Origin of the sequence: Thiomonas sp. SCN 64-16 (assembly GCF_001725585.1) — a bacterium.
Classification (GTDB): Bacteria; Pseudomonadota; Gammaproteobacteria; order Burkholderiales; family Burkholderiaceae_C; genus Thiomonas; species Thiomonas arsenitoxydans.
This window is the reverse complement of sequence record NZ_MEGQ01000003.1, coordinates 97,211-120,656: the sequence shown is the minus strand read 5'-3', so window position 1 is coordinate 120,656 and position 23,446 is coordinate 97,211. Positions and strand designations below refer to the sequence as shown.

Sequence of the window (23,446 nt, the reverse complement as noted above, 5' to 3'; positions counted from 1 at the left end):
CATGCAAGCTCGCTGCGCCATTCTTCCCGTCGAACACCACCGCGTGGATGCGCTGGGCTGGTCCGCCCAGATTCAGGCTGCCGCCGCGCGCGGCGCTCGGCTGCTCACCCTGTGGGGCAAAGACGCGCGCGATGCGTCGTCTGGCGGCATGTCGCTGTATGCCTGCTGGCTGGAGGAGCAGGGCTTGTCGCTGCTGCAGCTCGATCTGGCTCCGGGGGTGACGCATTACCCTGGAATGCACGCCGAGTTTCCCGTGGCCGACCGACTGCAGCGCGCCCTGCGCGACCTGCTGGGGGTGCAGGCGCAGGGCATGGACCCGCGTCCCTGGCTGCGTCACACCGCCTGGAGCGCCGACGTCCATCCGCTGCGGCACGATGCCGCCCTGCCGCCGGCGCCCTGCGGCCAGCCGCAGGCCGAACACTACGCCTTCGTCCCGGTCGATGGCGACGGCGTGCACGAAGTGGCGGTCGGGCCGGTGCACGCTGGGGTGATCGAGCCGGGGCAGTGGCGCTTTTCCATCGTCGGCGAAAAAATTCTGCGGCTGGAAGAACGCTTTGGTTTCACCCACAAGGGGGTGGAAAAGCGCTTCGAAGGCATGACGCTGCACGACGGCGTGCGCCTGGCTGCGCGGCTGAGCGGTGACAGCGCCGTGGCCAACGCCTGGGCGTATTGCATGGCCTGCGAGACGCTGGCCGGGGTGCAGCCGCCGCCGCGCGCGCTTCATCTGCGCGCGTTGCTGCTTGAACGCGAGCGCCTGGCCAATCATCTGGGCGACATCGGCGCCATTGCCAACGACGGCGGCTTCGGCTTTGCGCTGGCGCAGTTCGGCCGCTTGAAGGAGGACGTGTTGCGCCTCAACGCGCGGGCGTTCGGCGCACGCTATCCGATGGACGCGGTGCAGCCCGGCGGCGTGGGGCTCGATCTGGACGCCGACGCCGTGGCCATGCTTCACAATCAGGGGGTGTTGCTCGGCGGGGAAGTGCGGCGGCTCAAGGACATCCTGGATCAGCACGAAGGTCTGCAAGACCGCTTCAAGACCACGGGCCGGGTCTTGCCCGAGCTGGCGGCGCGGCTGGGCATGATCGGCTTGGCCGGGCGCGCCAGCGGGCAGGCGCTGGATTTGCGCACCGCTGCGGGCTTTGCGCCCTACGCCGCGCTGGGCGTGGAGGCGGCGCAGGCGCAGGAGGGCGACGTCGGCGCGCGCGTGGCGGTGCGATTTGCCGAAGTGTTCACCAGCCTGCGGCTGTGCGGCGACCTGCTGGCCAGCCTGCCCGGCGGCAGCGTGCGGGCAGATTGGCCGCAAACCGTGGCCCCCGGTCTGGCGCTGGGGCTGGTGGAGGGCTGGCGCGGGCCGCAATGCATCGCGCTGGAGACCGACGCGCAGGGGCGCATCGCCCGCTGCCACCCGCACGATCCGTCGTGGCAGAACTGGCCGGCCATCGAATGGGCGGTGATCGGCGATATCGTCCCCGACTTTCCGCTGATCAACAAATCCTTCAATCTGTCCTATTCCGGACACGATCTCTGAGGCCGCCATGTGGAAGACCCTGCGACAAATCGCCCGCGTGGGCCGCATCAGCGAGGCTCCGCAAATCTCGTCCTTGCCAGCGCCGACCGACGCCGAAGTGCAGCGCATTTCGGCTGATCTGTTGCATCTGATCGGGCGGGCGCTGGCCATCCGCGTGGTCGATGCCGGTTCGTGCAACGGCTGCGAACTGGAGATCAACGCCCTGTCCAATCCCTACTACAACCTCGAAGGTCTGGGGGTGCATTTCGTCGCCAGCCCGCGCCACGCCGACCTGCTGCTCGTCACCGGCCCGGTGTCGCGCCATATGGAGCTGGCGCTGCGCCGCACCTATGACGCCATGCCCGAGCCCCGGCTGGTGGTCGCCGCAGGCGATTGCGCTGCGGGTTGCGGTATTCACTGCGAGGGTTATGCGGTCTGTGGCCGGGTGGCCGAGGTGCTGCCGGTGGATGTCACCGTGCCCGGCTGTCCGCCCAGCCCGGTGGCCTTGTTGCAAGGCATCATGCAGGCGGTGCAGCGGCGGGCCTGACCCGGCGGCAAACGCTGCGCCGCAAGACGTTTTAGGGTTTTGGCTGTCCCGATGGCTTCTCGCCCTGCATCATTCGCCGCAGTTCGGCGCAGTGGTCGATCGGCGGGGTGCCGGGGGTGAACCACACCGCGTCATAGCCCGCTGGGAGCTCGGCCTGCGTATCGGGCGCCAGGCCTTGCAGCAGCAGGCTGAACACTGCAAGCGGCTGCGCCACCCCCGGCGGGGTCTGCGCCGCATGCGCTGCCAGATGCAGCGCGATGCCGAGAGTGCGGTTGGCGTGGAAGCTGCCTGTGAGCAGCACCACGGTCTTGCCCGGCCGCGCCAGCGCCAGGCTGTGCGCGGCCATGCTGTCGTCGCGGGCGAACTGGATGCGTGCCATCGCCGGCAGCTGCGAGGCGGGCAGCAGGCCGCAGTGGCTTTCGGCCACGTCGTCGAGAATGCGCTGGCGCACCGCAGGCGGCACACTGGCGTCCCAACGGGCCTGCTGCATGGCGGGGCGCATCGCGGCTTGCGGCAGGTTGACGCCGACCACCGCCACCCCGGCGCGCACCGCGGCCATCACCGGCGCGGCATACAGCGTCCACGGCCAACCGGTGTCGTTCCATTGCAGCCGCCCGCGCACCACGGCTTCAGGCGTGTCGCGCGGGCCGTCGAAACGCTGTCCGGCATCCGCCATTTCCAGGGCGACGGCGGCCAAATCGCCGCGCTGGGCCAGGGCGGTAATGATCCAGGCCTGCACCGCGTGATGATCGGGGTGATCGTGCTGCTCGCCCAGCATGCAGAGAGCGGCCCGTCCGCAGTCACTGACCAGTTGTTGCGGGGCGATGAATTGCTGACCGCTTTGCAGAATGCGGCCGACCAGCGGTGAATGGGCCTCGACCGGCTGGGTGTAGCGCGGCAGCGGCGGCAAGGCGGCGGCCTGCGCCGCCAGACTCCCGAGCCAGAGCGGCCCGCCTGCGGCCAGGCCGAGGGCGAGATTCAGACGCCTGCGGGTGGCATCTGGAGACGAAGACGGCGGGGTAGGGGCGTGGCGGCTTGGCATGGCAGGACGTTCAATAGCATGTAGAAACGAAACTTAGCGCAAGCCGCTATTCCCCCATTCAGACAGGTCATGCTCCATGATTGACAGGCCGCTCGAACCCCCGTCTGAGCCACCCGCTGCGCTGCGGCTGTTTTTCGCGCTCTGGCCGGGGCAGGCGTTGCGCCGACATATCGCCGAGCATCAGACGTTTTGGCAGTGGGCGCCGCCCGCGCGACCGGCGGCTGCGACCAAACTGCATCTCACCGTGTTGTTCATGGAGGGGGTGCCCGCAGACCGGGTGACGACGCTGCTGGAGGTGGGCGAACGGGTCGCGCGCAACTGGGCCGATTTCGCGCTCACGCTCGACCGGGCAGCGGTGTGGCGCCACGGCGGCATCGCGCACCTCACGCCGTCGCAGCCCCCGGCGGAATTGCTGTCGCTGCGCGCCGCGCTGGCGGAGCAGGTCGGCCAGCGCGGTCTGCCGTTCGATGCCCGCGCCTTCGCACCGCATGTCACGCTGGCGCGGCGCGCGCAGGCTACGCAGCCGCCGATCACATTCCCGCCGCTGCACTGGACGGTTCGCGGCTTCGCGCTGGTGCACTCCGTGCTGGGCACGGGGCGTTACGACGTCATCGGGCGCTGGCCGCTCAATCGATGACTTCAATAGCCGCCCACGCTACCCAGGGTGGAAACCCACCACGCCAGCACGCCACCGGCCGCCACGATGAGCAGCGCCAGTAGGCGCAGCCCCCAGGTGTCGCGCGCGGGCGTCACGCCGGCCACGGTGTCGATATCGCCCGTCAGCATGGGGCGCACCAGGTTTTCGCGTTTGAAAATGGCGTAATAGGCAATGGCCGCGAGGTGCAGGCCGACGAGGGCGTAGATCAGAGGCTGGCCGATGGTGGTGTGATAGAAGGTGAAAATCGCGCTGGTGCGGTCGCTCACATAATTGGCCAGCGGGCCTTGGTTGAAAATTTCGTCATTCGCAAATAGTCCGCTGATGACCTGCAGCGCGACCACGGTGAGCAGCGCCAGTACCGACAGGCTGCCCAGCGGGTTGTGGCCGACGCGCAGATGTTCGGGCCGCGGATCGTCGCCGCGCACATAGCGCCAAATGTCGCGCGGCCCGTGCACGAAGTTCCAGAACCGCGCGTGACGGCTGCCCACCACGCCCCACACCAGCCGGAACACCAGCAGCGCAATCAAGGTGTAACCGCTCCAGTAGTGGTACTGCATGGCGTTGCCGCCGATCAGCCCGGTGACGATGGAAACGGTCACGCAGGCGGCCAGCGCCCAGTGAAACAGGCGCAGCGGCAAATCCCAGACTCGGACTTTCATGGCGCGGCTCCGGGCGCTCAGCCTTGCCGCAACTTGCGCGCCGCCTCGACGGCGAAATAGGTGAGGATGCCGTCGGCCCCCGCGCGTTTGAATGCCAGCAGGCTTTCCATCATCACCGCGTCATGGTCGAGCCAGCCATTTTGCGCGGCTGCCTTGAGCATGGCGTATTCGCCGCTGACCTGATAGGCGAAGGTCGGCATGTGAAATTCGTCCTTCACCCGGCGCACGATGTCGAGATACGGCATGCCCGGTTTGACCATCACCATGTCGGCGCCTTCGGCGATGTCGAGCGCCACTTCGCGCAGGGCTTCGTCGGAGTTGCCCGGGTCCATCTGATAGACCTTTTTGTCGGCCTTGCCGAGGTTGGCGGCCGAGCCCACAGCGTCGCGGAAAGGGCCGTAGAACGCGCTGGCGTACTTGGCGCTGTAGGCCATGATGCGGGTGTGAATATGGCTGTCGGCCTCCAGCGCCTGGCGGATCGCGCCGATGCGGCCGTCCATCATGTCGCTTGGGGCGACGATGTCCACTCCGGCGGCGGCCTGCGCCAGCGCCTGCTTCACCAGCATGGCCACGGTGGGCTCGTTCATGATGTAGCCGGTGTCGTCGAGCAGACCGTCCTGGCCGTGCGAGGTGTAGGGGTCGAGCGCCACATCGGTGAGCACACCGAGCTGTGGAAACGCCGCTTTGAGCGCGCGCACCGCTCGGGGCACCAGTCCGTCGGGGTTGGCGGCCTCGATGCCGTCAGGCGTCTTGAGCTTGGGATCGATCACCGGGAACAGCGCCAGCACCGGAATGCCCAGTTTCACGCATTCCTCGGCCACCGGCAGCAGCAGATCGACACTCAAACGCTCCACGCCGGGCATCGACGCCACGCTCTGGCGCTGGTTCTCGCCATCGAGGATGAACACCGGGTAGATCAGATCGTCCGCTGCCAGTCGGTGCTCGCGCACCAGACGGCGGCTGAAGTCGTCACGGCGCAAACGCCGCATGCGGGTGCCGGGAAATCCGGGCAGGTTCACAAAGTTTTTCATCTTTGGTTTGTCATGGCGTGGAACTTGATGTGGGCAATGCTATCTTTTTCAACTGGATGGTGCGTTGCAAGATGTGCCATCCCCCGCTTCTCCTCCCTGAGCGGGGCCTTGTTTCAAGGCTTGAATCCCTGGCCAGCACTGCCGGGGATTTTTTTGCCCGCAATATTCGTTTGTCCCCTGGCAACAAGCTTGCGCCAAGGCTCTTTTACACTGCGACTCTATCTGCGAAAGGGAGTTCAAGATGGCTTTTCAGTGGGTGCTGACCTGGCACATAATTTTTGTGATCGCGTGGTACGCCGGGCTGTTCTACCTGCCGCGCATTTTCGTCAACCTGGCCATGGTGCCCGCTGACAGCACAGCCGAGCGCGAGCGTCTGCTGATGATGGGCCGCAAACTCTACCGCTTCACCCACATCCTGATGTGGCCGGCCATCATTCTCGGCCTGGTGCTGTGGCTGTATTACGGCATCGGCCTGCGCGGCCCGGGCAACGGCTGGATTCACACCAAGGTCACCCTGGTCGTGCTGCTGGTGATCTATATGTTCTGGTGCAAGCGCATCTTGCGCCAGTTCGAGCAGGGAACCAATACCCGCAGCCACAAGTGGTATCGCTGGTTTAACGAAATTCCCACCATCATTCTTTTCATCATCATTCCGCTGGTGGTCATCAAGCCGTTCTGACGGTTTTACGGGCGCGCCGTTTGCTGGCGTTCATGTTGTCTCATGCCTTCGCCGCATCGCCCTGCGCACAGTGCGCGCCCCGTTTCCCGCTTCATGCGTTATGCGCTGGCGGGCTATGTGCTGCTGATCGTCTATGCCAGCCTCTATCCCTTTTCGGGATGGCGCTGGCAGGGGCTGATGCCGTTTGATTTCGTGCTCGCGCCGCTGCCGCGCTACATCACCTTCAGCGACTTGCTGATCAATGTCGGCGGCTATCTGCCGCTGGGCTATCTCATCGCCCGCAATCTGTCGGCACGCTGGCCGCGCTGGGCATCGTGGCTGGCGGCCAGCGCGTTGGCCAGCAGCGTGTCTTTCGGCATGGAAGCTTCGCAGGCTTTTCTGCCCATGCGCGTGTCGTCCAACCTCGACTGGCTGACCAATTCGCTAGGCGGTCTGCTGGGCGCCGCGATCTGCGTTTGGCTGCTGCCGCGGCTGCGGCTCGCGGCGCTACTGCGGCTGTGGCGGGAACGCTGGTTTGCGCCTCATGTGGGCTATGGCTTGCTGCTGTTGGCGCTATGGCCGCTGGCGCTGCTTTGGCCCGCCGCCGTGCTGTTCGGCACCGGGCAGATCGGGCCGACCCTGTTGCAGCCTGCGCTCGATACCGATACCTGGCGCATTCTGTCGGCGTGGTTTGTCAACAGCGGCCTGCGATTGCCGGATTTTGCGCCGATGAGCGGGCTGCGCCAGAGCAGCATCACTGCGGCCATGCTCGCCGGTTCGCTTTTGCTGCTTGCGGCGCTGTTGCGGCCAGGCGCGCCCCGGCTGAGGCTGGCGCTGGCACTGACCTTCGCTGGCCTGCTGGCCGTCAGCGTGTCGGCCGCCTTGAGTTTCGGCCCTGAACACGCCTTGGCCTGGGCGACCGTGCCCACCCTGCGCAGTGTGGCGCTGGGGTTGATGATCGGCTTGCCGCTGTCGTATCTGCCGCCGCGATGGGGCGCTGCGGTCGGCGCGCTCAGTCTGGCGCTGGCGCTGGGGTGGATCAATGGGTCGGGGCCGGGGCCGTATTACGCGCTGAATCTGCAGGCCTGGAGCCAAGGTCTGTTCATCCGGCTGTATGGTTTGCCGCAGTGGCTGAGTTGGTTATGGCCGTTCGCCGCCCTGATCTATTTGATGGCGCGAGCGTTGCGGCCCGTTCGCCACGACAATCTGGGTTAATCATGAACTATTACAAACACCACATTTTTTTCTGTCTGAACCAGCGCGACGCCAGCGCCACACGGCCTTGCTGCGCCGCCAGCGGGGCGGAGGCTGCATTCGAGCACTGCAAATCAGCCGTCAAGACGCTGGGGCTGGCGGGTGCGGGCAAGGTGCGCGTCAACCGGGCGGGGTGCCTCGATCGCTGCGAGGAGGGGCCGGTCTGCGTGGTCTATCCCGAGGGCGTCTGGTACACCTATGTCGATCAGAGCGACATCGATGACATCGTCCAAAGCCATCTGCTGCGTGGCGAGGTGGTGGAGCGCCTGCGTCTGCCCGATCTCCCTGAAGCGCCCGACGCGCCCGACGCGGATCAGTAATCCGGGCTGATGCAAATGAACGCGCAGACCCGCAAGCTGCTGGTGAAGGGCCCGGCGGGGGCGATCGAAGTGGCGGTCGATGCGCCCGAGGGGCCACCCCGCGGGCTGGCGCTGGTGGCGCACCCTCATCCTCTGTTTGGCGGCACGCTCGACAACAAGGTGGCGCAGACCCTGGCCCGCGCCTGGCTGCAACTCGGTTTCTTGGCGGTACGGCCCAACTTTCGCGGCGTGGGCGACACGGCCGGAGTGTTTGACCACGGCGTGGGCGAGACCGCCGACCTGCTTGCCGTGTTCGACGACTTCATTCCTCAGGTCGCGCAGCAAGCTGGGCTTGAGCGCGAGACCCCGCCCTTGGCGCTGGCCGGATTTTCCTTTGGCGCCGCCGTCGCCGCGCGGTGTGCGCTGGCCTTGCAGCAGCGGGGCGTCACCTTGCAGCATCTCACTTTGGTGGGCACGGCCGTCACCCGTTTCGACGTGCCGCAGATCAAGCCGACCAACGCTCCACCGCTCGCACAGCGCGTGCTGGTGCTGCATGGTGAGCAAGACGATGTGGTGCCGCTGTCCGGCGTGCTCGATTGGGCGCGGCCGCAGCAGTTGCCCGTGGTCGTGTTTCCGGGCGCGGGGCATTTTTTCCACGGCCTGCTGCTGCCCCTGCGCGAGTGGGTCTGTCAGTGGCATGGGGCACAAAACCCCTGAGGCCAGCAGCACGCGCGTCTGAAACGCGCCTTTGTTTTTTCGTTCTTGCGAACCTTCTCGCCGCCCCGCGCTCTGACCCTCTGCCGCGACATCGAGAGTGCGCGGCAAAACTTCGTCACCCCTGTCACGCCCTCAGGCTGCTAGGGTGTCGGTTTTCTGTTTTGAGTCTCAGGATTCGCCTATGTCCGTTCAATCGTTTGTCGCCGCCTGCAGCGCGGCCTGTCTGCTCGCGCTGTCGCCTTTGGCGCAGGCCGCCCCCACTCCAGCGGCAGCTCCCGCCGCAACGACTCCGGCCCCGAGTGCCGCAGCCGCTCCCCTCACGCCGATGCAGGCCATGCTGGCCACCGTGCCGCCGCCCAAGCTCGATGCGCGGGCTTGGTTGGTGGTCGATCTGACCAGTGGGCAGATCCTCGCCGAGCACGACGCCCACGCTCAGGAGGCACCGGCTTCGCTGACCAAGCTGATGACGGCTTACTTGACCTTCAAGGCCTTGAAAGAAGGCACCATCAAGCTCAACCAGATGGTGACCGAATCGAAAGAGGCTTGGCAGACCGGCGGCTCGCGCATGTTCATCGACCCGCGCGTGCCGGTGTCGGTCAACGACCTGCTGCTGGGCATGATCGTGCAATCGGGCAATGACGCCGCGATGACGCTGGCGCAGACGGTGGGCGGCTCGGTGAGCGCCTTCGTCGCCATGATGAACCGCCAGGCGCAGCAGTGGGGCCTTAAGGGCACGCATTTCATGGACCCGACGGGCCTGCCCGACCCCGGCCACCACACCACGGCGTATGACCTCTCCATCATCGCCACCCACATCATCCGCGACTTTCCGGCCGATTACGCGCGCTATTTCAAGGTCAAGGAATTCACCTACAACCACATCACCCAGCCCAACCGCGTCAGCCTGCTGTTCACCGATCCTTCCGTGGACGGCATGAAAACGGGTTACACCTCCGAGGCGGGTTATTGCATGATTACCTCGGCGCTGCGCCAATTTCCCAACGGCCCGCGCCGCCTGCTCACCGTGGTGATGGGTACGCCCACCGAGCGGGCCCGCGGCGATGAGAGTCAGGTGCTGCTCAACTGGGCCTATCAGAACTTCGACGACATCGTGTTGGCCTCGCCCGGCAAGCCGGTACTGACTGCGCCAGTCTGGAAGGGCGTGGATAACAAAGTGGAACTGGGCTCCTCGGTGCCGGTGGTCATCTCGGTGCCGCGCGGCATGGGCAAAGACCTTCAGACCAAGGTGGTGCGACCCGACCCGCTGGTGGCGCCGCTGCAGGCCGGGCAACGCGTCGGCCAACTCGACGTCAGCATGAGCGGCAAGCCGCTGGCGGTCTATCCGCTGGAGGTCATCAAGGCCGTGCCCGAAGCGGGTCTGTTCGGCCGCGCTTGGGACAGCTTGCGCCTGATGATCAAGTAGAGCGCACAGGCTGAAGCGAATCAGACCGCTGCGGCCTGATCCGCTTCAGCCATGCACACCTCGCCGCGCAGCGAGTGCGGGTAGGCCGTGGTGATGCGCACCGGCACGATCTGGCCGATCAAGCGCGCGTTGGCCTTCAGGTGCACGATGCGGTTGTTTTCGGTGCGGCCCTGCAGTTCCGAGGGATCTTTCTTGCTCGGCCCTTCGATGAGCACGGCCTGTTCCGTGTCCACCATGGCGGCGCTGATGGCCGAAGCCTGCATCTCGATCTGCGTCTGCAAGACCTGCAGCCGCTTGAGCTTGACGTCGGCCGGGGTGTCATCCGCCAGATTGGCCGCCGGGGTGCCGGGGCGCGGGCTGAAAATGAAACTGAAGCTGGCGTCGAACTGCATGTCCTCGATCAGCTTCATCAGCTGCGCGAAGTCGGCCTCGGTCTCGCCCGGAAAGCCGACGATGAAGTCGGAACCGATGCAGATATCGGGGCGCACCGCGCGCAGCCGCCGCACGATGCTCTTGAACTCCAGCGCGGTATAGCCGCGCTTCATCGCTGCCAGAATGCGGTCGCTGCCATGCTGCACCGGCAGGTGCACATGGTTGACCAGTTTGGGGATACGGCCGTAGGCATCGATCAGCCGCTGGGTGAATTCCTTCGGATGGCTGGTGGTGTAGCGGATGCGTTCGATGCCGTCGATCTCGGCCACGCATTCCAGCAGAAAGGCGAAATCTTCGCCCTCTCCCGAGCCTAGCCAGGCGTTGACGTTCTGGCCCAGCAGCGTCACTTCGCGCACGCCCAGCGAGGCCAACTCGGCCACCTCGGTGAGCACGTCGACCAAGGGCCGAGAGACTTCCTCGCCGCGGGTGTAGGGCACCACGCAATAGCTGCAATACTTGCTGCAGCCTTCCATGATGGAGACGAAGGCGCTTGGGCCCTCCACCCGTGCGGGCGGCAGGTGGTCGAATTTTTCGATTTCCGGAAAGCTGATGTCGACCTGCGCGCGCCCGAGCGCCTGGCGCTGCGCAATGAGCTGCGGCAGCCGGTGCAGCGTTTGCGGGCCAAACACCAGATCGACATAAGGCGCGCGCTTGACGATGGCCTCGCCTTCCTGGCTTGCCACACAGCCGCCCACGCCGATCAGCAGACTTGGCTTGTCGGCCTTGAGCTCGCGCAGGCGCCCCAGATCGCTGAACACTTTTTCCTGCGCCTTTTCGCGAATGGAGCAGGTGTTGAGCAAAATGAGATCGGCTTCCTGCGGCGTTGCCACGGGTTCATAGCCTTCAGCCGCGCCGAGCACGTCGGCCATCTTGGCCGAGTCGTACTCGTTCATCTGGCAGCCGAACGTCTTGATAAAGACCTTTTTTGTCACGATGGAAGCGTCCGTCAATTGCTGAAAAACAGCCCGCACTGCCCCGGTGCCTTGGGCAACTGAAGCTGGCTGGCCGTGGAATCGCTCACCAGCCACACGCGAAACACATTGCCCATCGCGTCGGTCTGAAACACCACCGGGGCCTGTAGCCCGTTGAGCTGATTGCGGGGAATGATGCGGTTCTGTGGGCTGATCACCCGCGCGCCTGGGCCGAGGGTGTAATCGGTGCAGTTGATGCTGACGTTCGGAAACGCGCCAAACGTCGCTAGGCCCTGCAGGCTGCCCATCGGGTAGTTCATCTGCGCGTGAGCCGCGCCCAGGCTGCCCAGACACAGCGCCGCCCCAAGGGTCATCCGACGCAGCAACGGTTGAAGTTTCATGGCCGACTCCTTGGACAAACAACGGTTCAGCGGTTCGCAGGGCGCGCAAAACAAAAAAGCCCAGGCAGCAACGCATGGGCTTGGATCAGCGCCCACGAATTCGGCGCGAAGGGTGCAAACGAGAAGCCTACGAAAAAAACGATGTGGGCTGGAAAACTATGGTGGCGCTTCAGGGACTCGAACCCCGGACCTGCGGATTATGATTCCGTCGCTCTAACCGACTGAGCTAAAGCGCCAACACGCAAACAAGCCGCGCAGTATAGCGCATCATTTGTTCGTGAAAAGCGGTTTTCGTTTTTCCAGGAAAGCCGCCATACCCTCCTTCTGGTCGGCCGTAGCGAACAGCGACTGAAACAGCCGACGCTCGAAACGCAAACCTTCGGACAGCGACGATTCAAACGCGCGGTTCACGCTCTCCTTGGCCATGAGCACCGAAGGCTGCGAGAAGCTGGAAATGGTTTCGGCCATCGCCACGGCCTCATCCAGCGTTTGCTGCAGCGGCACGACCCGCGCGACCAGGCCGCTGCGCTCGGCCTCATGCGCGTCCATCATCCGGCCGGTGAGGATCAGATCCATGGCCTTGGCTTTGCCCACGGCGCGCGTCAGCCGCTGGGTGCCGCCGGCGCCGGGAATGATGCCGAGCTTGATTTCGGGCTGGCCGAACTGGGCGTTGTCGGCGGCCACGATGAGATCGCACATCATCGCCAGCTCGCAGCCCCCGCCCAGCGCGAAGCCGCGCACCGCCGCAATCACCGGCTTGCGAATCTGCATCATCGCTTCCCAGTTGCGGGTGATGAAGTCCTCCGCGTAGCTGGCGGGAAAGGTCTTCTTCGCCATGGCGGTGATGTCGGCCCCGGCGGCGAAAGCCTTGTCGCTGCCGGTGACGACCATGCAGCCGATGGCCGAATCCGCGTCAAACGCTTTCAGCGCGGCGCCTAGCGCGTCCATCAGGGCGTCGTTCAGGGCGTTGAGTTGCTTGGGGCGATTGAGGGTGATGAGGCCGACGCGGCCTCGGGTTTCGGTGAGGACGACAGCGTCGTCAGGGGTCTCCATGGGCATCTCCTAAAGGGGCGTTTAACTCAGATTTTCCATTAGGACACGGGATGATGGTGCGGCGGATTGGGGATGGATTTGGCCCGGCGCGACAAGCTCATAGCCGAAGCTATGGGCGCGAAGCGCGGGGGTAAAGACGCCCCAATCCGCCCGCCAGCGCCCGTGTAGGGCGAAGCCTCGCCTAATGGAAATTCTGGGTTTTAGAGCATTGTGCGTCACAGTGCGGCGCCCATCCAGGCGCTCAGACGTTGGCGCTGCGCGGGGTGCGGTTTGTCGGTCAGGCGCAGCTGCACGCGGCTGTCGGGCAGCGCAAACCAAGGCGTTTCGCTGTGCTGCTCCAGGTCTTGCCGCAGCCAGGTGAGACGCCACACATCGCCCGCTCGGGCCTGTGCATGGCGGCGCTCGATCACGGCTTTGCGCGCCCGCTCGCCGTCCAGCGTGAGCAGCAGATCGCCAGCGGCCAGCCCGGCGCGTTCGGCCCAGCCGCCGTTGCGCACGCGCTGCACGCTCAGCCAGCCGCCCGCCTGTTCCTGCGCGGCCAGCCCCAGCGCGTCGAGCGGAGTGTCTTCTTGCGAGGCCCATTGAATGCCGAAATCAGCGAACTGTGTCTTGACCGGGGGCAGTTCAGTGCCGTGAACATGGCGACGGAAGAAGGCGCGCCAGTCGAGGTCGCTCACTTCCTTGAGCAGCGCGGGCATCGCGTCTTCGGCCACGCCTTCGGCGCGCAGCGGCGCGTCGGCACGGCCATAGCGCGTCCACAGCAGACGCATCACGTCGTCCAGCGTGGCCGCGCTTTCGCGGCGCAGCCGCAGGTCGATGGACAAGGCGACCAGCGCGCCGAGCTGGTAGTAGCTCACCGTGGCGTTGGCGGTGTTTTCATCGGGACGGTAATACTTGGTCCAGGCATCGAAGCTGGCCTCGGCCACGCTTTGAACCTGGCGCCCGGGCGTGCGCAGCACCGCGCCGAGGGTGCGGGCCAGACCGTCGAGGTATTGCTGCGGCGTGATCAGTCCCGCGCGCAACACCATCAGATCGTCGTAATACGCGGTGAAGCCCTCGAACAGCCACAGCAGGGTAGTGGGGTTTTCGGCTTGAAGGTCGTAGGGCGTGAAGGCCTGCGGCTTGATGCGCTTGACGTTCCAGGCGTGGAAGTATTCGTGGCTGCACAGACCGAGAAAGTCGCGATAGTCGCTGTGGGCGCTATGGGCGCTGTCGGTGTCTTGCAGGCGCGGGTGCGGCAGGCTGCGGCGGGCGCACATCAGAGCGGTGCTGTCGGCATGTTCCAGCCCGCCGTAGCCCTCGGCGGTCGGTGCGACCATGAACAGGTACTCGGCAAACGGTGCGCGCTTGCTGCGGGGCTCGAACAGGGCGATCTGCGAACTGCAGATGCGCTTGAGGTCGCGCGCCAGCCGCCGGGTATCCACGGTGTCGTGCGGCCGATTGCCTTGGGCGATGACCATGGCATGCGGGGCCCCGCCCGCACTGAACTCCAGCCGCAGCAGTTCGCCCATTTCAACGGGATGGTCGATTAGCGCGTCGTAGTTTGCCGCGCGTCGGCTGCCGAAGCCATGGGTGTCGCATTCAAGCGCGGGCAAGGTGGTGGCCACTGTCCAGTGCGGCGCGAAGTCGGGGCAGGCGAGGGTGACGGTGTGCGGCTGTTGCTCGCGTCCAGCGGCTGCGAGCAGCAGGCTGCTGGCGTTGAAAAAGCCGCGCTGAATATCGAGGTAGGCGGTGCGTACCGAGAGATCGAAGGCATACACCCGGTAGCGCAGCCGTAGCGGCCCGTTGCACGGAGCGGCGCGCCAGCGGTTCTTGGCGATTTTGTGTAGTGCGATGGGTTTGTCGCCGCACCAAGCCTGCAGCTGCAAGATATGGCGGGCGAATTCGCGCACCAGATAGCTGCCGGGAATCCAGACCGGGAGCCAGAACTCCTGCCCCGCTGGCTCAGGGTGGGGCAGGTCGAGCTCGACCAAAAACTGGTGCGCGAGTGCATAGGCAACCGATACCCGGTAGCTCGGGCCGGTCTGCGAGCTGTCGGGAGGGGCTTGGACTAGGGCGGTGGTACGGGAGCGAGGTGAGGCAGAGGAGGTCATGGTGTCGTGCGCTGGCATCGATCGGGCGCGTTGTTGTCAGAGAGCACGGAATTTGTAAGTCCGGATTTGAGCGTTTCAAAACCCATGCTAACCTGCCGGAAATATTCAGGCTTGGTCCTTTCAACAACACTCTTCAACAACGATTGAGCGGCACCTTCATTGTGGAACGCGACGTTTTTTCTGAAATTGCCGCACATGCGGGAGCGGGGGCTCCGGCGCTGGTTTATCAACCGCAGGTGAGTTTCCCGGCGGGGCAGGTCATTGGGCTGGAGGTGCTGTTCCGCTGGCGCGCGGAAGATGCGCCGAAGCGGCATTCCCCGCTGATGTTTCTGCCGCAACTGACCCCTGCACAGACCAGCGAGCTGTTTTTCTGGGTGATGGAAGAAGCCATCTCCGAGGCGCGGGTGCTGTCCAACTGGACAGGCTGGAACGGCTACATCTCGGTCAATATCGAGGCCGATCAGATCGGCGATCCGGCACTGATCGAGCACATCAGCAGTACCCTGCAGCGCTACGCCTGGGCGCCCGAGCGCCTGATGGTCGAAGTGACCGAGCGCCGCGCCATCCCAGCGTTTCCCAGTGTGGCGCGCAATGTGCAGTCGCTGCGCAAGTCGGGCGTGCGGGTGGCGATGGACGATTTCGGCGAGGGCTACGCCTCGTTCGAATATCTCAAAATCCTCGATCCGAGCGACATCAAGATTCCGGCCAGCTTCACGGCGGATGTGACCAAGGACGTGCGCAACGCAGAAATCGTGCGCGGACTCGTCGATATCTCCCGACGCCTGTCGATCAACGTGGTCGCCGAGGGCGTGGAAACGCGCGAATGCGCCCAGGCGCTGCACGGCATGGGCCTGCAAAGCATGCAGGGCTATCTGTTCGGCGAGCCGCGCGAGCTCGAGGAATGGGCGCAACTGCTCAAACAGCCCGGCGCCAGCGTGTTGCAGCCCAGTTGAAGCAAGACGTCACCCCAAGTCACATTTCGACGCCCCGTCTCCTGTTTTTTCCATCCATCATGGAGGAAGGATAAATACAGGAGACAAGCATGAGCACCATCCCGGCGCCCTTGGGCGCAGAGGCGTCTGAAGGCCCCCGTCCCGGCCACCACGGCGCGCCCACCATCGCGGCGCGCATCGACCGCCTGCCTCCCTCGAAGACCGTGCGCAATATGGTCATCCTGCTCTCGCTGGGCGGGCTGTTCGAGTTTTACGACCTGTTTCTGACCGCTTATATCGCGCCCGGTTTGTTCAAAAGCGGGGTGTTCACCGCGACCACCAAGGGGCTGTTCGGTTTTCAGGGGATTGCCAGCTTTGTTGCGGCCCTGTTTCTCGGTTTGTGGGTGGGCACGCTGTTCGTAAGCTGGCTGTCGGATCGGTATGGGCGGCGCGCGGTCTATACCTGGGCCTTGCTCTGGTATTGCATCGCCACCCTCATCATGGCGTTTCAGCAGACCGCGATGAATATCGACATCTGGCGCTTCATCGCCTCCATCGGGATCGGCCTGGAGATGGTCAACATCGACACCTATGTCTCGGAACTGGCGCCGCAGGCCAAGCGGGGCACGTATTTCGCGATGAACCAGTTCATCACCTTCAGCGCCGTGCCGGTGGTCGCCTTTCTGGGATGGCTGCTGGTGCCGCATCAGATCGCGGGGCTCGATGGTTGGCGCTGGGTGGCCATCATCGGCGCGCTGGGCGCCATCGTCATCTGGTTCATCCGGCTGCGCCTGCCCGAGTCGCCGCGCTGGCTGGAAGACAAGGGCCGTCATCACGCGGCTGACGCGATTCTCAGCCGCATTGAAAAGCAGGTGGAACGCGAAACCGGCCGACCCCTGCCCGAGCCGAAGGGCTTTGTGGGCGATGTCGAGCACGTCAAGGCGCGCTGGGGCGAGATGTGGGAAGGCGTGTATCGCAAACGCACGGTGATGCTCATCCTGTTCAATATTCTGCAGACCGTGGGGTACTACGGCTTTGCCAGTTGGGCGCCGACCTATCTCATCGCCAAGGGCTTGGACATTCCGAAGTCGCTGCTCTACACCTTCATCATCGCCTTCGCCTATCCGATTTCGTCCCTCATCGGCGCCTCATTCGGCGACCGTTTCGAGCGTAAATGGTTGATCGCCGTGCCCGCGCTGGCCGTGGCGTTGTTTGGCCTGCTGTTCGCCCATGCGCAAGGGGCGGCCGCGATCATTGTGTTCGGTATTGCGGTGGCGTTTTTCAACAACATCATGAGTTACGCCTTCCACGCTTACCAGAGCGAGCTCTACCCCACCCGCATCCGGGCGCGGGCAGTGGGTTTCGTCTATTCGTTCAGCCGCATCAGCGCGGTGTTCACCGGCTTTGTGATCGCCGATCTGCTCAAGACCTCGGGCGACGTTGGCGTGTTCACTTTCATCGCTGCCGCGATGGTCGGCGTGGCGCTGGTCATCGTCATCATGGGGCCGCGGGTGACGCAGCGGCGGCTGGAGGATATCGCGCGGTAGGCTTTCAAATCGGCGTCGGATAATGGGCTGTCTTCATTCCCCACGGCCCGCCATGACCTCCACCGATCTCATCGTTCCAGACCCCGTGTTTCGCCGCGTTCCCGCCGCATTCGGCCTGCGCTGGTGGATGGATGGCTGGCGCAGTTTCATGCAGGCGCCGCTGCCCTGGCTGGGCCTGGCCGTGGCGCTGCTCGTGCTGCTGTGGCTGTTGGGCGAGTTGCCGATGGGCGGGCTGCTTTCGCAATGGCTGAGCCTGCCGCTGCTGGCTTTCGGCGTGATTTTTGCGGCGCTGCTGCGCAAGCGGGCGGCGCAGGCGCGAACGATCACGCCGCAAGGCATGCCGGTCGAACCTCAAAATGAAGGCACGCTGTCGTCGACCACGCAGCGGTGGACCGGCCGCATCGGCCCGCTGTTGCTGGTCTCCCTGCTGGTGCTCGCGCTGGGCGGGGTGATCGGCGCGGTGATCGTGATGGGGCTGGGCGCGATGTTCGGCCTGGGGCTGGCCAGCTTTGGCGCGTTTGCCAAAGTCATGACCCCCGGCGTAGGCATGGCCGCAGGTCTGGGCGCCTTGGCGGGTTCGCTCATGACCTTGCTGCTCTTGGTTCTGCTGGCGCTCTATCTGTTCAGCGTGGCGTTCTGGTTCGTCAATACGCTGGTGGCGCTCGGGGGCGTCAGTCCGTGGAACGCGGTCAAGCTGTCGGTGCGAGCCGGGTTCACCAATCTGGCGCCCATTACCTTGTTTACCGTTTTGCTGCTGCCGATTTCTATCGTGGCCATGTTGCCGTTCGGCCTCGGCCTTCTGGTGCTGTTTCCCGTGCTGTCGGGCGCGTCGTTTGCGTCGTACCGCGACGTGTTTGGCGACGAGGCGGCGGCCTGAATTTCCTTTGTTGAACGGATCACCATGAATGTCATCGACTATCTGCGCCAACACATCCGCACCGTGCCCGACTGGCCGTCGCCCGGCGTGCAGTTCCGCGACATTACGCCGCTGCTGCAGAACCCGCGGGTGTTCCGCGTGCTCATCGACCAGTTCGTGCATCGCTATATGGCCCCCGATCTGCGCCCGGACGTGGTGGCGGGCATCGACGCGCGCGGCTTCATTCTCGGCGCCGTTATCGCCTACGAACTCAACATCGGCTTCGTACCCATCCGCAAGAAGGGCAAACTGCCTTTCGACACGGTGTCCGAGGAGTATGAGCTGGAATACGGCAGCGCCACGGTGGAGATTCACACCGACGCGGTGCGGCCGGGCGATTGCGTGCTGCTCATCGACGACCTCATCGCCACCGGCGGCACCATGATGGCCGGCAAGCGTCTGCTCGAAAAGCTCGGCGCCAGCGTGATCGAAGGCGCAGCCATCGTCGATCTGCCCGAACTCGGCGGCTCAAAGCTGCTGCGCGATGCAGGCCTGCCGCTGTTCACCCTGGTGGATTTCGCCGGACATTGATGATGCTACGGCTGATCAGCAACTGGCGAGGTTTGCTGCCCGCCCTGATGTGCGCGGCGGCCTTGTTTGCCTCGCCGCAAGCGCAGGCCCAGCAAGCCGCCATGGCGCCGGAGGTGTCGATTCGCAGTGTGAACAGCATCGCCCTGCAAGGCGCAACCGCCATCCTCGATCTCACCCTGAATATCCGCAACACCGGGAGCCTGGCCCTGCCGCTGCAGAAACTGCGGTTTCAGATCCGGTTCAACGGCCTGGATGTGGCGCAGGGCGTGAGCACCGCGCCCGTCACCATCGCAGCGCAGCAGCAGGCGCAGGTTCCGGTGCAGGTCGAGGTCGACAGCGCAACACTGCTGAGCCTCATCGCTACCCTGCCGTCGGACGGCACGGTGCGCTACGTGATTCAGGGGACAGCCGAGATCGGCCAGACGATGCTGCAGATTCCCTTCTCCCACAGCGGGGCGGTGCGATTGACTCTGCAGTAGCGCAGTCACTCAGACTGCTGTCGCAGGCGCTTTGTCGAGCTGGCGGCGCATCATGCGGTGCGACCACAGTCCGCCAAACGGAATGAGCGAGGCGAGGAAAACGCCCAGGCTGCGCAAGGGCGAGAGCTGCCCGCGCGAGAGCGTCACCACCAGTGCGATCGTGGCCCAGATGAACAGCGCGCCGTGAATCGGCCCGATGATTTTCACGCCCGCAGGCCAATCGGCCGCGTACTTCAGCGGCACGGCCAGCAGCACCAGAGCGATAAGCGACGAACCTTCGACCAGCGCCATGACGCTGAGATGATGAAGCGGGGACTTGAACATGCGCGAAACTCCGATGAATCGAGATAGATGCGCGAAATGCTATGTCCCGAAAAATCCCCTACGACGCAAATGCGACCGAGCGAGTCCCGAGGAATTGCCCGATCGCAATTCCTGCGTCAGCGAGTGCGCTGACCCCCGCCCTGGCGGCGCTGACCGCCGAAGCCAGCAGCTTGTCCACCGCCAGAAGGGCGGCGTCCACTGCCTTGGCCGTTGCGCATGTGCGGAGGCAGGTCGAGTTCGACCCAGGGGGTGCTTTGCCAGGAATCGGCACGGCGTTCCGGCGGCAGGCCGCCTGCGGCAGCAGGTGCGCCAGAGGGTTTGTTGCCGCCGTTGCCCGATTGGCGCTGGCCTTGCGGCTTGGAGCTGGCGGATGTCTGGGCGCGTCCCTGGCCCTGACCGGGGCCGTTGCGGCTTGCGCCGCGATTGCCTGCGCTTGCACCGTTGCGGCGTTGACCTTGGCCACCGCCTGCGCCGCCCCCACCCTTGCCGCCGCGGCGCTCGCCGCCGTGCAGTACAGTGCGGCCCATGACGATGGGCTGCGCCTTGGCGTCGGGGTCGGGCTCGAAGCCCGGAATGACTTCTTGCGTAATGGGGTTGCGCACTAGCTTTTCGATGTCGCGCAGGAAGCCTAGTTCGTCCACGCAGACCAGCGAAATGGCTTGCCCATTGCTGCCCGCACGGCCGGTGCGGCCGATGCGGTGCACGTAGTCTTCGGGGATGTTGGGTAGTTCGTAATTCACCACGACCGGAAGCTGGTCGATGTCGATGCCGCGCGCGGCGATATCGGTAGCGACGAGCACCTGCAGCTTGCCGCTCTTGAAGTCGGCCAGGGCGCGCAGGCGGGCGGACTGGGTTTTGTTGCCGTGAAAACCGGTGGCGACAATGCCGTCCTTGTCGAGCTGTTCGGCCAGGCGATTGGCGCCGTGCTTGGTGCGGGTGAACACCAGAGTTTGCGGCCAGTTGCGTTCGCGGATGAGGTGAACCAGCATGTCGCGCTTGCGTTCGCGGTCGACGGGGAACACGATCTGTTCGACCAGATCGGCCGTGGCGTTCTGTCGTGCGACGGCAACCTGTTGCGGGTTGACCAAAAAGTCGCCGGCCAGCCGCTTGATCTCTTCAGAGAAGGTGGCGGAGAACAGCAGGTTCTGGCGCTGCTTGGGCAGCAGGGCGACGATGCGGCGCATATCGTGGACGAAGCCCATGTCGAGCATGCGGTCGGCTTCGTCGAGCACCAGCATTTGCACCGCGGACAGGTCGATATTGCGCTGGCTTTGGTGGTCGAGCAGGCGGCCGGGCGTGGCCACGACGATGTCCATGCCGCGCGCCAGGGCGTTGATCTGCGGCTGCATGCCCACGCCGCCATACATCGCCATGCTGTGCAGCTTGAGGTGGCGGCCGTAGGCGGCGAGGTTTTCATGCACCTGCGCAGCCAGCTCGCGGGTGGGAGTGAGGATGAGGGCGCGGGGAATGATCTTTCCCTTGGCGTTGCGAGCGGGTTCGCCGCCGCTCAGGCGCTGCAGCATGGGCAAGGTGAAGCCGGCCGTTTTGCCGGTGCCGGTTTGCGCGGCGGCCAGCAGATCATGCCCTGCGAGCACAACCGGAATGGCCTGGAGTTGAATGGGAGTGGGTACGGTGTAGCCTTGCTCGGCAACAGCACGCACGAGGGGCTCGATCAAGCCCAGATCTTGAAAAGACATGTGAAAAACTTTCGGGAGCGGTGTGTGAACCGATCCAGGACTCTGCCACCGCGCTTGAAGAAGCGCGCCAGTCTGCAACAGATGGAGTGGGCCGAGAGGCTCGGCAGGAGTCAAAAGTGACTGCGGCTGGGAGACTGGACATGGCCGCTAAGCAGTATGGTAATGGAATTCTTGCTGCTGCGCGTCATGGCCGTGGCCTTGCAGCGACAATAGCGGTTTGCCCCATGGGATGCGGGCGCGCAGTCTTTCCTCAAACAGGTCTGAAACACAGATGGCTCAATACGTTTTCACCATGAACCGGGTCGGCAAGATCGTGCCGCCCAAGCGTCAGATTCTCAAGGATGTTTCGCTGAGTTTTTTCCCCGGCGCCAAGATCGGCGTGCTGGGCCTGAACGGCTCAGGCAAATCGACCCTGCTCAAGATCATGGCCGGGGTGGATACCGACATTGAAGGCGAAGCCGTGCCGATGGCGGGCTTGCGCATCGGCTACCTGCCGCAGGAGCCGCAGCTCGATCCGGCGCAGACCGTGCGCGAGGCGGTGGAAGAGGGCCTGGGCGGTGTGCTCGCCGCCAAGAAACGGCTGGAAGAGGTGTATGTGGAATACGGCAACGCCGATGCCGACTTCGACAAACTGGCGGAAGAGCAGGCGCAGCTCGAAGCCATCATTGCCGCGGGCGAGGGCGACAACACCGATCTGCAGATGGAAGTCGCCGCCGATGCGCTGCGGCTGCCCGCGTGGGATGCGATTGTCGGCCCGCTGTCGGGCGGTGAAAAGCGTCGCGTGGCGCTGTGCCGCCTGCTGCTCTCCAAGCCCGACATGCTGCTGCTCGATGAGCCGACCAACCACCTCGACGCCGAGAGCGTGGACTGGCTCGAGCAGTTTCTGCACCGCTTTCCCGGCACCGTGGTGGCCGTCACTCACGACCGCTATTTCCTCGACAACGCGGCCGAGTGGATTCTTGAACTCGACCGTGGCCAAGGCATTCCGTTCAAGGGCAATTACAGCAACTGGCTGGAGCAGAAGGAAGCCCGGCTGGAGCAGGAGTCGCGCAGCGAGGCGTCTCACCTCAAGACCATGAAGCAGGAATTGGAGTGGGTGCGGCAAAACCCGAAAGGGCGCCAGTCAAAAAGCAAGGCGCGCATGGCGCGGTTCGAAGAGCTCTCCAGCATCGAGTACCAGAAGCGCAACGAGACCAACGAGATTTTCATTCCCGTGGCCGATCGCCTGGGCAATGAAGTCATCGAGTTCAAGAACGTGCGCAAGGCGCATGGCGAGCGGCTGTTGATCGAGAACTTGAGCTTCAAGCTGCCGCCGGGGGCCATCGTCGGCGTCATCGGCCCCAACGGCGCGGGTAAGTCCACGCTGTTTCGCATGATTGCTGGCAAGGACAAGCCCGATGCGGGCGAGATCGTCATCGGCCCCACGGTCAAGCTGGTGTACGAAGACCAGAGCCGCGAGGCGCTGCCCGACGACAAGACGGTGTGGGAAGCGATTTCCGACGGGCTGGACATTCTCAACGTGGGCAAGTTCCAGGTGCCCTCGCGCGCCTACTGCGGGCGGTTCAATTTCAAGGGCGGCGATCAGCAGAAAATCGTGGGCAAGCTCTCCGGCGGGGAGCGCGGGCGGCTGCATCTGGCCAAGACCCTGATTTCCGGCGGCAATGTGCTGCTGCTCGATGAGCCGTCCAACGACCTCGACGTCGAAACCCTGCGCGCGCTCGAAGATGCGCTGCTCGAGTTCGCGGGCTGCATCATGGTGTCGAGCCACGACCGCTGGTTTCTCGACCGCATCGCCACCCACATTCTCGCGGCTGAGGGCGATTCGCAGTGGACGTTCTTTTCCGGCAACTACCAGGAATACGAGGCCGACAAGAAACGTCGTCTGGGCGAAGAAGGCGCGCGCCCGCACCGTCTGCGCTTCAAGGCGCTGCGGTAAACCGCCAGCCGGCGATGGAACCACTGCTCGTCGCCTGTCTGTGCGCGCAGTGGTGCGGCATCTGCCGCGACTGGCGTGCAGGCTTCGACGCGCTGGCGGCCCAACTGCCGCCCGATCTCGCGGTGCGCTGGGCCTGGATCGACGTGGAAGACTGTGCCGATGCGCTGGGCGATTATGAGCCGTCCAACTTTCCGGTTCTGGCGGTTCAGCGTGGCGGCGACCTGCTCTACTGCGCGCCGCTGCCGCAGCAGCCCGCGCTCTGGCTGCGGGTGCTGGCCGAGCTGGTTCGCGTAGACGGTGCGGCGGCCCAGCAACTGGCGCAGCAGGCTGCCAAGGCCGGGCTGCCCGATCTGCGGAGCCTGGTCTAGCTTTTTAGGAATTTCTCATCCAAGGATGCTC

The 23,446-nt window shown here is 64.8% G+C and carries 24 protein-coding genes and 1 tRNA gene; 15 read left to right on the top strand and 10 right to left on the bottom strand.

Going from position 1 to position 23,446, the window contains the following annotated elements; translation table 11 throughout:
- The first annotated feature begins 1 nt into the window (after position 1).
- Both ABT24_RS01595 and ABT24_RS01590 read left to right on the top strand, forming a co-directional pair.
- Positions 2-1,528, top strand: a complete 1,527-nt coding sequence (locus ABT24_RS01595; RefSeq protein WP_276728914.1) for a hydrogenase large subunit — start codon at positions 2-4, stop codon at positions 1,526-1,528.
- 7 nt (positions 1,529-1,535) lie between these two features.
- Positions 1,536-2,054: an NADH-quinone oxidoreductase subunit B family protein gene (locus ABT24_RS01590; RefSeq protein ID WP_276728916.1), complete on the top strand. Its 519-nt coding sequence runs from the start codon at positions 1,536-1,538 to the stop codon at positions 2,052-2,054.
- Positions 2,055-2,085: 31 nt separating this feature from the next.
- Here ABT24_RS01590 and ABT24_RS01585 read toward each other — a convergent pair whose 3' ends face one another.
- Positions 2,086-3,096: a ChaN family lipoprotein gene (locus ABT24_RS01585; RefSeq protein WP_276728919.1), complete on the bottom strand. Its 1,011-nt coding sequence runs from the start codon at positions 3,094-3,096 to the stop codon at positions 2,086-2,088.
- Between the two features lie 76 nt (positions 3,097-3,172).
- On the opposite strand from ABT24_RS01585, the gene thpR reads away from it, so the two are divergent.
- On the top strand, positions 3,173-3,733 hold the full coding sequence (gene thpR, locus ABT24_RS01580) for an RNA 2',3'-cyclic phosphodiesterase (protein ID WP_276728921.1): 561 nt from the start codon (positions 3,173-3,175) through the stop codon (positions 3,731-3,733).
- 2 nt (positions 3,734-3,735) lie between these two features.
- Here the strand turns inward: thpR and ABT24_RS01575 are convergent, their stop codons facing one another.
- Both ABT24_RS01575 and hemB read right to left on the bottom strand, forming a co-directional pair.
- On the bottom strand, positions 3,736-4,413 hold the full coding sequence (locus tag ABT24_RS01575; RefSeq protein ID WP_276728923.1) for a cytochrome b/b6 domain-containing protein: 678 nt from the start codon (positions 4,411-4,413) through the stop codon (positions 3,736-3,738).
- Positions 4,414-4,430: 17 nt separating this feature from the next.
- Positions 4,431-5,444 carry a porphobilinogen synthase gene (gene hemB, locus ABT24_RS01570; protein WP_276728925.1) on the bottom strand — a complete coding sequence of 338 codons (1,014 nt, stop codon included), beginning with the start codon at positions 5,442-5,444 and terminating at the stop codon, positions 4,431-4,433.
- Between the two features lie 241 nt (positions 5,445-5,685).
- Between hemB and ABT24_RS01565 the strand changes: the two genes are divergently transcribed.
- The 5 genes from ABT24_RS01565 (at position 5,686) to ABT24_RS01545 (ending at position 9,795) form a co-directional block, all read left to right on the top strand.
- Complete coding sequence (locus ABT24_RS01565; RefSeq protein WP_013104465.1) at positions 5,686-6,123, top strand: CopD family protein; 438 nt, start codon at positions 5,686-5,688, stop codon at positions 6,121-6,123.
- Between the two features lie 42 nt (positions 6,124-6,165).
- Complete coding sequence (locus ABT24_RS01560; protein WP_276728927.1) at positions 6,166-7,317, top strand: VanZ family protein; 1,152 nt, start codon at positions 6,166-6,168, stop codon at positions 7,315-7,317.
- Positions 7,318-7,319: 2 nt separating this feature from the next.
- Positions 7,320-7,676, top strand: coding sequence for a (2Fe-2S) ferredoxin domain-containing protein (locus tag ABT24_RS01555; RefSeq protein WP_276728930.1), 357 nt, complete (start codon positions 7,320-7,322; stop codon positions 7,674-7,676).
- Between the two features lie 15 nt (positions 7,677-7,691).
- Positions 7,692-8,372 (top strand): alpha/beta hydrolase, encoded by a 681-nt coding sequence (locus ABT24_RS01550; RefSeq protein ID WP_276728933.1) that lies wholly within the window; start codon positions 7,692-7,694, stop codon positions 8,370-8,372.
- Positions 8,373-8,553: 181 nt separating this feature from the next.
- Positions 8,554-9,795 (top strand): D-alanyl-D-alanine carboxypeptidase family protein, encoded by a 1,242-nt coding sequence (locus tag ABT24_RS01545; RefSeq protein ID WP_276728936.1) that lies wholly within the window; start codon positions 8,554-8,556, stop codon positions 9,793-9,795.
- 20 nt (positions 9,796-9,815) lie between these two features.
- Here ABT24_RS01545 and miaB read toward each other — a convergent pair whose 3' ends face one another.
- From miaB to ABT24_RS01520, 5 genes are all read right to left on the bottom strand, one after another.
- Positions 9,816-11,159 (bottom strand): tRNA (N6-isopentenyl adenosine(37)-C2)-methylthiotransferase MiaB, encoded by a 1,344-nt coding sequence (miaB, locus tag ABT24_RS01540; RefSeq protein ID WP_276728939.1) that lies wholly within the window; start codon positions 11,157-11,159, stop codon positions 9,816-9,818.
- A 14-nt stretch (positions 11,160-11,173) separates the two neighbouring features.
- On the bottom strand, positions 11,174-11,539 hold the full coding sequence (locus tag ABT24_RS01535; RefSeq protein ID WP_276705995.1) for a hypothetical protein: 366 nt from the start codon (positions 11,537-11,539) through the stop codon (positions 11,174-11,176).
- Between the two features lie 159 nt (positions 11,540-11,698).
- Positions 11,699-11,775: transfer RNA gene (locus ABT24_RS01530), tRNA-Met, on the bottom strand.
- Between the two features lie 31 nt (positions 11,776-11,806).
- Positions 11,807-12,592 carry an enoyl-CoA hydratase gene (locus tag ABT24_RS01525; protein ID WP_276705997.1) on the bottom strand — a complete coding sequence of 262 codons (786 nt, stop codon included), beginning with the start codon at positions 12,590-12,592 and terminating at the stop codon, positions 11,807-11,809.
- 215 nt (positions 12,593-12,807) lie between these two features.
- Positions 12,808-14,685, bottom strand: coding sequence for a M61 family metallopeptidase (locus ABT24_RS01520; RefSeq protein ID WP_276728942.1), 1,878 nt, complete (start codon positions 14,683-14,685; stop codon positions 12,808-12,810).
- Between the two features lie 143 nt (positions 14,686-14,828).
- On the opposite strand from ABT24_RS01520, the gene ABT24_RS01515 reads away from it, so the two are divergent.
- The 5 genes from ABT24_RS01515 to ABT24_RS01495 all read left to right on the top strand — a co-directional run bounded on the left by ABT24_RS01515 (position 14,829) and on the right by ABT24_RS01495 (position 19,090).
- The gene (locus tag ABT24_RS01515) at positions 14,829-15,638 is read left to right on the top strand and encodes an EAL domain-containing protein (protein WP_276728945.1); all 810 of its coding nucleotides are present in this window, start codon (positions 14,829-14,831) and stop codon (positions 15,636-15,638) included.
- Positions 15,639-15,727: 89 nt separating this feature from the next.
- On the top strand, positions 15,728-17,164 hold the full coding sequence (locus ABT24_RS01510) for an MFS transporter (protein WP_276728949.1): 1,437 nt from the start codon (positions 15,728-15,730) through the stop codon (positions 17,162-17,164).
- A gap of 52 nt (positions 17,165-17,216) precedes the next feature.
- Positions 17,217-18,041, top strand: a complete 825-nt coding sequence (locus ABT24_RS01505; RefSeq protein ID WP_276728952.1) for a DUF2189 domain-containing protein — start codon at positions 17,217-17,219, stop codon at positions 18,039-18,041.
- Positions 18,042-18,065: 24 nt separating this feature from the next.
- Entirely contained in the window at positions 18,066-18,611 is a 546-nt protein-coding gene (locus ABT24_RS01500) for an adenine phosphoribosyltransferase (protein WP_013122094.1), read from the top strand.
- A gap of 2 nt (positions 18,612-18,613) precedes the next feature.
- On the top strand, positions 18,614-19,090 hold the full coding sequence (locus ABT24_RS01495; protein WP_276728955.1) for an LEA/WHy family protein: 477 nt from the start codon (positions 18,614-18,616) through the stop codon (positions 19,088-19,090).
- Positions 19,091-19,099: 9 nt separating this feature from the next.
- Here the strand turns inward: ABT24_RS01495 and ABT24_RS01490 are convergent, their stop codons facing one another.
- Together ABT24_RS01490 and ABT24_RS01485 are read right to left on the bottom strand one after the other, a co-directional pair.
- A complete protein-coding gene (locus ABT24_RS01490; RefSeq protein WP_276728958.1) occupies positions 19,100-19,414 on the bottom strand; it encodes a DUF3817 domain-containing protein in 315 nt (104 codons plus the stop codon).
- A 116-nt stretch (positions 19,415-19,530) separates the two neighbouring features.
- Positions 19,531-21,111 carry a DEAD/DEAH box helicase gene (locus ABT24_RS01485; protein WP_276728961.1) on the bottom strand — a complete coding sequence of 527 codons (1,581 nt, stop codon included), beginning with the start codon at positions 21,109-21,111 and terminating at the stop codon, positions 19,531-19,533.
- Between the two features lie 271 nt (positions 21,112-21,382).
- On the opposite strand from ABT24_RS01485, the gene ettA reads away from it, so the two are divergent.
- Positions 21,383-23,047 (top strand): energy-dependent translational throttle protein EttA, encoded by a 1,665-nt coding sequence (gene ettA / locus ABT24_RS01480; protein WP_276728963.1) that lies wholly within the window; start codon positions 21,383-21,385, stop codon positions 23,045-23,047.
- A 14-nt stretch (positions 23,048-23,061) separates the two neighbouring features.
- On the top strand, positions 23,062-23,415 hold the full coding sequence (locus ABT24_RS01475) for a thioredoxin domain-containing protein (RefSeq protein WP_276728965.1): 354 nt from the start codon (positions 23,062-23,064) through the stop codon (positions 23,413-23,415).
- The last annotated feature ends 31 nt before the right edge of the window (positions 23,416-23,446 follow it).